Raw genomic sequence first — 12,090 nt, 5'->3', positions numbered from 1 at the left:
CAGTCTGATTATTGGGCGTGAACTGCAAGAATTGGGCGGCCAGTCTTATAATTGGGCGGGAACTATCAATTATTGAGCGGAAATCCTGATTTATGAGCGCAAATCCCAATAAATGAGCGGAAATCGCAAATTTTTGAGCGAGTATCCGGTTTGTTTGAGCGGAAATCCGATTATTCGAGCGCGCAAATCAAATTAACGATTGCAAAAAACAATTTTTATTCGCAAACCCAAATTCGAACAGACCGCTTACCATTTGAGCACAAAACGATTAATCTGCTTTTTTCAACTTCTTCAGTCCCGGCAAAAATTCACTGATTCTTGTGTTGAACACAACTATAAATAAAAAAGGAGTGAATGTTCATGACAGTTCGGAAAATTGTAATAGCCGGTGTTTTAGGCGCGATTGCGATTCTTTTAGGAGTCACGCGTTTGGGTTATATCCCGGTTCCAACAGCCGCAGGAAATGCAACGATCATGCATATTCCAGCGATTATCGGCGGTGTGCTGCAAGGGTGGGGCGTTGGATTAATTGTTGGTTTAATTTTTGGGGTTTCATCGTTTTTAAATGCGACTCTTCCTATGTTTAAAGATCCATTTGTTGCTATCCTACCCCGTTTATTCATTGGGGTTGTCGCTTTCTTAGTGTATGTCGGGCTACGGAAGAAAAATGAATACTTCGCGATTGGTTCGGCAGCCTTCCTTGGAACATTGACGAACACAGGGTTAGTTTTAACAATGGCTGTGGTTCGAAATTATTTAACGGCTCCCGTTGCTTGGAGCATTGCGCTGACCAATGGAATTCCTGAGGCTATTGTCGGGGTTATTGTTACGTTAGCAGTTGTAATGGCATGGAAGCAAATCGGGAAGGGCAGGAAATCTAAAATTTCCGATGACATCGATGCGTAAAAAAGCCGGAGCTATCAATCAAGGGCGAATTACGGATGTCCCAGGCATTAAAGTCGGGAATAAAGAGGACTTAGATGCTCTGACGGGATGTACAGTTATATTAGCTGAGGAGGGGGCCACGGCGGGTGTAGACGTCCGTGGCTCTGCTCCAGGAACTAGAGAGACGGATTTGTTAAACCCGATTAATTATGTTGAAAAAGTGCATGCAATCGTATTGAGTGGCGGGAGCGCGTTTGGCTTAGATGCAGCATCGGGCGTGATGCAGTATTTAGAAGAGCGAGATATTGGACTAAATGTCGGGCAAGCCAAAGTACCGATTGTTCCTGCAGCGGTTTTGTTTGATTTAGCCGTTGGAAATGGGAAGGTGCGGCCTGATAAACAAATGGGCTATGAGGCTGCCCAGAGTGCGAGTTCTCAAACATTTAAAATCGGAAATGTTGGAGCTGGATGTGGAGCAACAGTAGGAAAGTTAGCCGGATTTGATCAATCGATGAAGGGTGGCCTGGGCAGCGCATCGATCCAATTAGAAAACGGCGTTACCATTGGTGCAATTGTAGCGGTAAATCCAGTCGGGGAAGTTCGCAACCCTGGAACAGGTGAGATTTTGGCAGGGGCTTATGATCGGAATCAGCGGAAAATTATGGATAGCTTGGAGATCTTGGAGAATCAGTTATCTCTCAAGGTGGCAGCAGGGGGTAACACGACAATTGGAGTTATTGCTGTGAATGCCAATTTGACAAAAGCTGAGGTGACAAAGGTGGCACAAATGGCCCATGATGGCTACGCGAGAACGATTTACCCGGCCCACACCATGTTAGACGGTGATACGATTTTTGCTTTAGCCACTGGCGGAAAAAAGCTGCCGGTCGATCTGCTCGGAACAATGGCAGCCAAAGTAATGGAGATGGCGATATTAAATGCAATCTATTCTGCTGAAACGGTTGCCAATATTCCAGCGCATCGCGATCTTTTCAAATAATGCGGTCTAAGGGTAATAACAAGGAATATAAAGGAGTGTTTTTACCATGACGGTCATGCAGCTAACAGAGCGAAGAAAACGTGATCGAGAAGAAGTGATTTCCTTAACACAGAAGCTTGTACGGATTCCAAGTGTCTATCGCCCTGGTGTTGAAGACGGAAATGAAGAAAAAGTGGCCCTTTTTGTAGCTGATTATCTGCGTTCATTAGGGATCGACGTTCATATTGATGAAGTCGTGCCTGGCAGACCGAATGTAATCGGAGTCGTAGATTCAGGCAAACCAGGGAAGACTTTGCTGTTTGAAGGCCACACCGATGTCGTGACAGAAGGAGACCGAAAAGCTTGGACATATGATCCTTTTGGTGCGGAAATTGTAGGCGGTTTTATGTATGGACGGGGGACGAATGACACCAAGGGGAATTTAGCCTGCATGATTACAGCTGTCCATTCTATCCTGCAAGATCGGGAAGAGTGGAGCGGCAAAATCATACTGTGTATTCCTTGTGATGAAGAGGGCATGATGATTGGCATAAAGCATTTTATCAAACAAGGCTGGGCTAAGGATGTAGACGGGGCGATTATCTGTGAGCCAGAGGAAAATCAGGTTTGTATTACCCAAAAAGGTGCGATGAGGATTATGGTTCGCGCTTACGGGAAAATGGCTCATGGCGCGATGCCGTTGAGCGGGATTAATCCAAATATTCGCATGGCTAAAATCATTTGTGCACTAGATGAATTGGAGCAACGGGAGAAAGAAAGACTCGGTAAGCATCCGATGTTAGGATGGCCAAGTATTACACCGACAATCCTTCAGGCACCTGTCCAAGGAGATGCCCAAATCAATGTCATCCCTGAGCAGTGTATGACCACGCTGGATATTCGTACAGTGCCAGGACAAGATCACGATACACTAAAGGAACAAATCCAAACTATATTCGATAATTTGGCTTCACAGGATCCAGATTTTCGGGCTGAATTTGAGGTTATTGAAGAAAGACCATGGACAGAAACAGATCAAGACGATCCCGTTGTAAAAGCAATTACGCAGGCAGTGAAAGATGTGACTGGAAAAGATCCCGTCTATAATGGCGTACCTGGAGCAACAGATGGAACGTTTCTTCATGTTGCAGGAGTTCCGATTGTAACAACGGGTGCAGGGGACAGAGAGGTTCCTCACCAGATTGATGAATATGTGGATATCGAAGAATTGGCAGACACGACGGAAATTTATCGGACAGCGGCCCTGCATTTTCTTCGAGGTGAGCACCAATGAGAGAATGGAAAATCGCCGTTCTTCCTGGAGATGGAATCGGTCCGGAAGTTATGAATGAAGCGTAAAAGTGCTGCGGACGGTCAAGGAATTAGATTCTACTTTTAGCTACCAAGCAGAATTATTCTCTTGGAATAGTGAGTTTTACTTAAAGCATGGAAGAATGATGCCTGAAAATGGCCTTGATCTATTAAAAGACTTTGATGCGATTCTTTTTGGGGCGATTGGGGATAAGCGGGTAGCGGATGATGTTTCGGTTTGGGAGCTGATTATGCCAATCCGCAAATCCTTTCAGCAATACGTCAACTTTCGTCCAGTGAAACAGCTGCCAGGGATTAAAACCCCTTATACCTCATTAGAAATACCGATTGACTTTGTGATTATGAGGGAAAATGCAGAAGGTGAGTACTCCAATAGCGGCGGTATCCTTTACGGAGGAACAGAGGATGAGCTCGCTGTTCAAAATACTATTTTTACGAGAAGAGGAATTACCAGGATTGGCCGTTTTGCCTTTGCTTATGCGGGGAAAATGGGCAAGCAAAAGGTTACGAGCGTAACCAAATCTAATGCCATTACCCATTCTATGAAACTATGGGACCGAGTGATGGAGGAAGTTGCAAGTGATTATCCGGAGATTGGTTATGAAAAAACGTTTATTGATGCGTTAGCCGCTTATTTTGTGCAACGGCCACATACGTTTGAAGTTGTTGTTGCCTCGAATCTTTTTGGGGATATTCTCTCTGATTTAGGTTCTGCATTAGTTGGAGGATTGGGGGTCTCTCCGTCAGCCAACATTAATCCGGAAGGAAATTTCCCTTCTATGTTTGAACCGGTACATGGCTCTGCTCCAGATATTGCAGGTACAGGGAAAGCGAATCCAATCGCACAAATCTGGTCAACAGCCTTAATGCTAGAACATTTGGGGAGAAAGGATTTATCGGATGTGATTATGGCTGCGATTTATAAAGTTTTAGAGGATAATCACATCAAAACGCCAGATTTAGGCGGAACGGCAACAACGACGGAGATAGGCGACGCCATTATTAAAGAATTGTACCAGCTTTCTTTGATAGGCTGATTTTCAGGATGATGAAAAACTTAAAGGGGTGATTGGTATGAGATGCGAGGGCCAAACTTTTGTGATTACCGGTGCGAATGGCGGAATGGGAAGGGCAACCGTAAGCCGCTTTTTAGAGGAAGGCGCAAAGGTTGTAGCAGTCGACCGTTCTTTTGATACAAAATCTGTACTAGGCGATTGTCTTTTTGTTGAGGCAGATTTAACTGATGAAGAGCAGGTCAAAGGAATTTTTGCAAAAGTAGAAGAGCAATATGGGAAACTCGATGGTTTAATCAATGTCGCCGGAATTGCACAGGCAGCAACTCCAATTACGGAAGTATCCCTCTTACAATGGGAAAAGATTATGGCTGTCAATGTGACCTCCCTGTTTTTAACAAGCCGGGAAGCTCTTCCTTTATTAGAGAAAAACGATGGCGGATCGATCACGAATGTAGCTTCGATATCGGCAGTACGACCTCGTCCGGGTCTGCAGTCATACATTGCTTCAAAAGGGGCAGCGGTTGCTTTTTCAAAGGCATTAGCGATTGAATGTGCAGAAAAAGGCATTCGCGTGAATGTAATTCATCCGGGGCCAGCGGATACGAATATGCTCGGACAATTCGCCCCAGCGAATGCAAATGCGGATGATGTAAAAGAGGAAACTTTCCGTAAAAGTGTTCCGCTTGGTCAACTGATTCAGCCGGAAGACATTGCAAATGCAGCACTCTACTTAAGTTCGAATGAAGCTAAAAATGTGACCGGGGCTGTTTTACATGTGGATGGGGGCAGAGGATTGTAGGAAAGGGGGGCCATACCGACCATGGATTGGAAAATGTTTATTGATGGTGACTGGCTCGAAGCAGAGTCAAAGGAAACCATTTTAGTGTACAACCCAGCTGATTACTCACAAACGGGCACTATACCGCGGGGAAGGGGAGTGGATGTAGATAAGGCAGTTTTGGCGGCAAAAAGAGCTTTTTACTCATCCGCTTGGAGAGCTGTTAAACCGCATGAACGCGGCTGGCTCTTGTACGATATGGCTAAAAAAATCCGTGAGCAAAAAGATGAGCTTGCCATGTGGGAGACATTAGACGTGGGGAAACCGCTGAAGCAGTCCTATGCCGATGTCGAAGCAGCGGCCCGTTATTTTGAGTTTTACGCAGGAATGGCAGATAAAATCCTTGGGGAAACGATTCCCGTCGAACCGGGATTGGTCGATTTTACCGTGCGCGAACCAGTGGGTGTAACGGCTCATATCATCCCCTGGAATTACCCGCTTCAAATTGGAGCAAGAAGCTGTGCAGCATCGATTGCAGCAGGGAATACAGTCGTTTTAAAACCAGCTGAAGATACGCCGGTAACTGCTTTAATGCTGGCGCAATTTTTTGATGAACTGGGAGTCGAAAAAGGGGTTGTCAACGTAGTTACGGGCTATGGCCATGAGGCGGGTGCAGCACTTTCCGGACATAAAGACATTAATCACCTTACCTTTACGGGCTCGGTTGAAGTAGGGAAGATGGTCATGAAAGCTGCGGCTGAAAATATTGTCCCAGTTACATTAGAGCTTGGCGGAAAGTCTCCTAATATAGTATTTGCTGATTGTGATTTGGAGCAGGCGGTTGAATGGGTAGTTCGTTCCATTACCCAAAATGCCGGGCAAACTTGTTCAGCTGGCTCGCGATTGCTGGTTGAAGCTTCGATCCATGATGCATTTGTGGAGCGGGTAAAAAATAAATTTGAGGAACTTACAATTGCCCCAGGTGCACAAGATCCGGATATTGGGCCGATTTTAACTGAAAAGCAATTTAATCGGATTATCTCTTTTATTGACATTGCGCGGAACGATGCTATGGTCGTAACAGGAGGAGAACGTTACACGTCGGGCGAGTGTATGAACGGATTTTTTCTGAAGCCAACCCTTATTACAAATGTCGATCCCACAAGCCGATTGGCACAGGAAGAAATATTTGGCCCGGTTCTGACGGTTTTTCCTTTTGAAACGGAAGAAGAGGCTCTAGAATTAGCAAACGGAACAGAATATGGATTAGTAACCGGAATTTGGACCCAAAATATATCAAGGGCCCACCGGCTGGCTGATCAAATCCAATCAGGACAGGTCTTTATCAATAACTATGGCGCAGGCGGCGGCATCCAAATGCCGTTTGGCGGCTATAAACAATCTGGGTTTGGCCGTGAAAAAGGTATTGAAGCTCTGCGTAATTACACGCAATTAAAAAATATCGCGATTAAATTCCAATGAAGGGGTCAGACCCCTTCTCTCTATTTAAATAGGAAAAAACTCATTAGTAAAATCTGCTGTTGAAAAATATTTGGTTTTTCACTATAATAAAGTTTGTCGCTTTTATTTTAAACTATGCCCTCGTGGTGCAACGGATAGCACGTAAGATTCCGGTTCTTGAAATGGGGGTTCGATTCCCTCCGAGGGCGTCACGAAATATCAGGACTCCTACACAATTGTCTTTGTGTAGGAGTCTTTTTTTATACATTATTTTTCGGTGGCAGGCTAGAAACAAACTCACCATTTTCAAAGATAAATCGAATTATTATATCATTTTTAGGCCAACCTAAAATAAGAAAAAAATTTAGGAGGGTACGGTTGATGCCTGAAAAACCTGCCATTACTTCATCAGAACTAGGTACGTTATGGCTTACATATCAACAGAAAACAATGATTTTGCGCATGTTAGAATATTTTATTGAGAAAGCCGATGACGATAAAGCCAAGGATATCATGACTAAATTATATAAAGAAATTGACCCTTATGTTGGTAAAATGGTGGAAATTTTTAAAAATGAAGGTGCTGTAATTCCGGTCGGCTTTGCAGAACAAGATGTCAATAAAGAGGTGCCAAAGTTATATGATAATGGTTTTGACATAATGTTCATTCGCCTGATAAAAGAAATTAGTATGGGATTGCATTCGCTAAATTTAACGATGTCATACAGAGAAGATATTGTAATCATGTATAAAGAACTTACAGCGATTACACAAAATTATTACAACCTGTGCACACAATATTTGCTTGAAAAAGGAATGCTTGCTCGACCTCCTTATGTTTCAATGCCAAATTCAGTTGAGTTTGTTAAAGATATAAACTATTTAGGTGGATTCGCTGTTAATCCATTAACTGAAAAACGGACATTAAACACCGTAGAAGTTGCTCATATTCATCATGCAATTGAATCCAATATCACTGGGATGCAGATGATTACAGGTTTTGCTCAATGTGCTAATGAACGAGAAGTAAAAAAATTTTTTAATGAAGGAGCAGAGCTTGCTAAAAGCATCATAAAGGAATTAAGCGAAACCTTATTACAAAGTAATATACAAATCCCAGAAGCATCTGGTGGTCATGCAACCCGTTCTACGGTTGCTCCATTTTCTGATAAAATAATGATGTATTGCACAAGTCTTTTTTGCAGTTTTTCTATGGGGAGTAATTCATTAGGAACCGCTTTTAGTTTACGAAATGATTTACCAGCCAAAATGACTGTTTTTATGAAAGATATCTTTGAATATGCTCATAAAGGTGCAAAAATAATGATTAAAAATGGTTGGATGGAAGAGCCGCCTCAGATGGAAGAAAGAACGCAAATTATAAAAAAATAAAAGCCTTAAACTACATTAGTCGGTCTGATTCATGGCGAGGCTTACATAAAAGGTAGCTTTCAAAATATAAAGTGTAAGCTACCTTTTTTATTCACTCTACAGGCGTGAACAAAAGCAGTTGAATCTCATCGCCTTCATCTGCAAAGAAGACATGTTCAGGTACGCCGTAGACGTTTTGCTGCTCCCTCTTTTCTGGCAATACCGACTTCAACGAACCTTTACTTATAAAATCGGTTAGATTCATACATACCACTTCCTTTTCCAAAATAAAATTCAATACACAATAAACTCTAATGATTTATCGATTTAAAGCTGTACTACATGTTTTTTGTATGCGCTTACATAAATGTCGTGTATAATACATAGAGGGAGGCGGAATTATGATTAAGTCTAATCTTGTTCAAACACAGTCTGTAAAGCTCACCATGACTCATGAGTTGCGCCAAGCCATTGAACTGCTTCAATTTTCTTCCCAGGAGCTGATTGAATATTTAGAAGAGAAGGCTCTGGAAAATCCTTTGATTAAACTGATTTCTCCGAAAAAACCCACAATCAGACAAGATTCAAAAAATTGGATTGAACAGATTTGCTGTTCGGAAACTTCACTTGCCGATTTCCTCATTCAGCAGCTTTCGTACCTAAAACTATCTCCAGCTGTTAAAACCAAAGTTGTGTTTCTTATTCATTGTTTAGATGAAAATGGATATCTCACTGTAGCTTACGATGATATTTTGGAGACCTATCCTGCTATGACCGTAGAGGAATGGGATTATTACTTATCGATACTGCACGGGTTGGAGCCAACAGGGGTCGGTGCACGAAATCTGCAGGAATGTATTGTCCTTCAAATGAAAAAGAAAGGGTTTGCCAAGCAAGAGGTAGAGCTGATCGAAACGTATTTTGATTCATTCGCCCATAAAAAGTGGACGGCCATCAGCCAAAAGCTCAGCATCCCAATCCGTCAAATTCAGGAGCTGGCAGACCAAATTGCAACACTGGACCCGAAACCGGGAAGCAGATTTGCCAAAGAAATTTCGGATTATGTCACACCAGACTGTGTCGTATTAATGGAGAAAGGTGAATGGACCATTCGGTTTGTAGAAGATCATTTGCCGAAGGTGCAGCTTGAATTGGACTATTATCATAGATTAATAGGCAATCGCGATCCTTTCGTTCAGGACTTTTTAAAAAGAAATCTTTCTGAATATCATTGGTTAATCAAAAGCATCGAGTCGCGGAAATCGAACCTTAAACGAATTATTTTGGCGGTTTTAAAAAAACAGGAATCGTTTCTAAAGTATGGCCGTTCGTCAATTCTGCCGCTCACGATGCGGGAAATCGCGGCAGAATTAAATATTCATGAGTCGACAGTAAGCCGGGCAGTGAGAGATAAGTATATCCAGACTCCTCATGGAACCATTCGGCTAAAATCATTATTTTCAGCAAAAGTTGGAGACCACCAAGATGAGCAGAGTGCTGAAAAAGTGAAGCAAATGATTTTGCAAATTATGGAGAAAGAGGATAAACTAAATCCGTTATCAGATCAGCAAATTGCAGAACAGCTAAGTCACCAATCAATTGCAATTTCAAGGAGAACGGTGGCAAAATACAGGGATCAGCTTGGTATCCTGCCTTCCTTAAAACGGAAGAAATTTTCATAAAGAGAAAGGACAATCTAATTGAAGACGGTTCAGTTTTATACAAGAGAAAGATGCGGACTTTGCCGAGACGCAAAAACAATTTTAGAGCTTTTACAGGAAGAGATCCCTTTTACCTTAGAAGAAATTGATATTGAATCAGACGATCGCCTTGTTGAAGAATACGGATTAAAAATTCCGGTCATCGCAATTGCTGGCGGAGAGGTTCAGTTTGGACAAATTGATTATATTAGTCTCAGAGAAAGCCTAATTTCTGAAAAATAAGCTCAAATAGTTGCATTCAAATTGTCCCCCTGCTAAAATGAAACTGTCACTAGGGGTGATTTTTTTTGGAGTTAGTGGGACACAATATGTCTATGCGGGACATTTTTTGACCACTTACGATTTGAGGTGAACGAATGACAAATCAGCTTCACACCATGCAAAAGCTTTTGCCTGATTTAATGCCGACCATCGAGAGAAGATATCATATTTTGAAGTACATAAATCGAATGCAGCCCGTCGGCAGAAGAAGTTTAGCTCAAAGTCTTGGACTGACAGAACGTGTACTGCGGTCTGAAGTCGATTTGTTGAAAAAACAAGGGCTGATTGAAGTGACAGCCAGCGGCATGTTAATTACATCGAGCGGAATCGAAGTGATTCGGGATTTAAACTCGATGATGGAAGAGGTTTCTGGGATTGACCGCCTCAAACAGAAGATTAAGGAACGCTGGAAAATCCAAGATGTCATTATTGTACCCGGAAATAGTGACGAGTCTCCTTGGGTAAAAAATGAATTGGGAAGAACCTGTGCAGTCTGTATGAAAGAACACCTTTTGGGAAAAAATATCATCGCTGTGACTGGTGGTACGACCATGGCCAAAGTAGCCGAAATGATTACTCCTGAGTTTACAGACAAAGATGTATTATTTGTCCCTGCTCGCGGAGGAATTGGCGAAGATATACAAAATCAGGCCAACACGATATGTTCGACGATGGCACAAAAGGCCGAGGCGAAATATAAGGTGCTTTATGTACCGGATCAGCTAAGTCCAGATGTATATGAAAAGATGGTGAATGAACCACAGGTCAGTGAGGTTTTATCTTTAATACAACGAGCTAATATCGTTCTCCATGGAATTGGAGATGCGATTACAATGGCAAAGAGAAGAAAAACCCCAGAAGATAATTTTAATAAAATTTTAAATGGGAAAGCTGTTGGAGAGGCTTTTGGATTTTATTTTGATGAACAGGGTGAAGTCGTTCATCGTGTCCAAACGATTGGTATCCAATTAGAAGATTTAAAGAACATTCCCAATGTGATTGCAGTGGCAGGCGGCGCTTCCAAGGCAAAGGCGATTCGCGCCTATATGAATCAGGCACCTTCATCTACGATACTAATTACGGATGAGGCGTGTGCACTCGAACTTTAGAGAAATAAGGGTCATTTTAAAAAAGTCACCCCTTATATACAAACAGCTGTTTTCTAATAAAGGAGGAACTATATCATGGCAGTAAAAGTAGGTATTAACGGTTTTGGCCGTATTGGACGTAATGTTTTCCGCGCAGCTCTTGAAAATCCAAATGTAGAAGTTGTGGCAGTAAATGATTTAACAGACGCTAATATGCTGGCTCATCTGCTTCAATATGATTCTGTTCATGGTACTTTACCACAAACCGTATCAGTTAATGGGGATTATCTTGTAGTTGGAGGACACCGTGTTAAAGTATTAGCAGAACGTGACCCTGCTCAACTTGGATGGGGAGACCTGGGAGTTGAGGTAGTAGTAGAATCTACAGGACGTTTTACAAAACGTGCAGACGCAGCTAAACACTTAGAAGCAGGTGCTAAGAAAGTTATTATTTCTGCTCCAGCTAATGAAGAAGATATTACAATTGTTATGGGTGTTAACGAAGACAAATATGATCCAGCTAATCACCATGTTATTTCTAATGCTTCATGTACAACAAACTGCCTGGCTCCATTTGCTAAAGTTTTAAATGATAAATTTGGAATCAAACGCGGAATGATGACAACTGTTCACTCATACACAAACGATCAGCAAATCTTAGACTTACCACATAAAGACTATCGCCGTGCCCGTGCAGCAGCTGAAAATATTATTCCAACAACAACTGGTGCTGCAAAAGCCGTTGCACTTGTTTTACCAGAATTAAAAGGCAAATTGAATGGAATGGCTATGCGTGTTCCTACACCAAACGTTTCTGTTGTTGACCTTGTTGCGGAACTCAATCAAAATGTAACTGCTGATGAAGTCAACGCAGTTCTAAAAGAAGCAGCTGAGGGAGAATTAAAAGGAATCTTAGCTTATTCTGATGAACCGCTCGTTTCTAGAGACTATAATGGCAGCAAAGCATCTTCAACTATTGATGCTCTATCTACCATGGTTTTAGAAGACAATATGGTCAAAGTTCTTTCATGGTACGATAACGAAACTGGTTACTCTAACCGTGTCGTAGACCTAGCTGATTATATTGGCAAAAAAGGATTATAAGAGAATGGAAGGGAGCAGGGGCCTGGTCCCTTTGCTCTTTTTTTCTATGAAAAAATTCCTCATTACATAAGGAATCAGTTAAAATAAGAATGAA

At 42.1% G+C, this 12,090-nt stretch carries 11 protein-coding genes, 1 tRNA gene and 1 pseudogene; 12 read left to right on the top strand and 1 reads right to left on the bottom strand.

Translation table 11 applies throughout. The features are described from left to right. Nucleotides 1–360: 360 nt before the first annotated feature. From CRO56_RS14190 to CRO56_RS14155, 8 genes and pseudogenes are all read left to right on the top strand, one after another. Nucleotides 361–906, top strand: a complete 546-nt coding sequence (locus CRO56_RS14190; protein WP_097159276.1) for an ECF transporter S component — start codon at nt 361–363, stop codon at nt 904–906. Beyond that, the gene (locus CRO56_RS14185; protein ID WP_245855891.1) at nt 890–1,885 is read left to right on the top strand and encodes a P1 family peptidase; all 996 of its coding nucleotides are present in this window, start codon (nt 890–892) and stop codon (nt 1,883–1,885) included. Before CRO56_RS14190 ends, CRO56_RS14185 begins: the two co-directional genes overlap by 17 nt. A 46-nt stretch (nt 1,886–1,931) precedes the next feature. Then, nucleotides 1,932–3,158 carry a M20 family metallopeptidase gene (locus CRO56_RS14180; RefSeq protein WP_097159274.1) on the top strand — a complete coding sequence of 409 codons (1,227 nt, stop codon included), beginning with the start codon at nt 1,932–1,934 and terminating at the stop codon, nt 3,156–3,158. Continuing rightward, nucleotides 3,155–4,233, top strand: a pseudogene (locus CRO56_RS14175) (tartrate dehydrogenase). The gene CRO56_RS14180 and the pseudogene CRO56_RS14175 overlap by 4 nt, the downstream one beginning before the upstream one ends. A gap of 37 nt (nt 4,234–4,270) precedes the next feature. Continuing rightward, a complete protein-coding gene (locus CRO56_RS14170; RefSeq protein WP_097159273.1) occupies nt 4,271–5,011 on the top strand; it encodes an SDR family NAD(P)-dependent oxidoreductase in 741 nt (246 codons plus the stop codon). A 21-nt stretch (nt 5,012–5,032) separates the two neighbouring features. Next, entirely contained in the window at nt 5,033–6,472 is a 1,440-nt protein-coding gene (locus tag CRO56_RS14165) for an aldehyde dehydrogenase family protein (RefSeq protein ID WP_097159272.1), read from the top strand. 116 nt (nt 6,473–6,588) lie between these two features. Continuing rightward, nucleotides 6,589–6,660, top strand: a tRNA-Arg gene (locus tag CRO56_RS14160). Between the two features lie 172 nt (nt 6,661–6,832). Next, on the top strand, nt 6,833–7,843 hold the full coding sequence (locus CRO56_RS14155) for a DUF3231 family protein (protein ID WP_097159271.1): 1,011 nt from the start codon (nt 6,833–6,835) through the stop codon (nt 7,841–7,843). Between the two features lie 91 nt (nt 7,844–7,934). Here CRO56_RS14155 and CRO56_RS22665 read toward each other — a convergent pair whose 3' ends face one another. Then, nucleotides 7,935–8,120 carry a hypothetical protein gene (locus CRO56_RS22665; RefSeq protein WP_142305216.1) on the bottom strand — a complete coding sequence of 62 codons (186 nt, stop codon included), beginning with the start codon at nt 8,118–8,120 and terminating at the stop codon, nt 7,935–7,937. A gap of 103 nt (nt 8,121–8,223) precedes the next feature. Here CRO56_RS22665 and rpoN point away from each other — a divergent pair, with 103 nt between their 5' ends. From rpoN to gap, 4 genes are all read left to right on the top strand, one after another. Beyond that, entirely contained in the window at nt 8,224–9,504 is a 1,281-nt protein-coding gene (rpoN, locus tag CRO56_RS14150) for an RNA polymerase factor sigma-54 (protein ID WP_097159270.1), read from the top strand. Nucleotides 9,505–9,522: 18 nt separating this feature from the next. Then, nucleotides 9,523–9,765, top strand: a complete 243-nt coding sequence (locus CRO56_RS14145) for a glutaredoxin family protein (protein ID WP_097159269.1) — start codon at nt 9,523–9,525, stop codon at nt 9,763–9,765. Between the two features lie 134 nt (nt 9,766–9,899). Then, a complete protein-coding gene (locus CRO56_RS14140; protein ID WP_097159268.1) occupies nt 9,900–10,913 on the top strand; it encodes a sugar-binding transcriptional regulator in 1,014 nt (337 codons plus the stop codon). Between the two features lie 75 nt (nt 10,914–10,988). Then, nucleotides 10,989–11,996: a type I glyceraldehyde-3-phosphate dehydrogenase gene (gene gap, locus CRO56_RS14135; RefSeq protein WP_097159267.1), complete on the top strand. Its 1,008-nt coding sequence runs from the start codon at nt 10,989–10,991 to the stop codon at nt 11,994–11,996. The last annotated feature ends 94 nt before the right edge of the window (nt 11,997–12,090 follow it).

The sequence above is a fragment of the Bacillus oleivorans genome (genome assembly GCF_900207585.1).
In the GTDB taxonomy this organism is placed as follows: domain Bacteria; phylum Bacillota; class Bacilli; order Bacillales; family JC228; genus Bacillus_BF; species Bacillus_BF oleivorans.
Note: the sequence above shows the minus strand (reverse complement) of the source record. Positions and strands in the feature narration are given on the sequence as shown.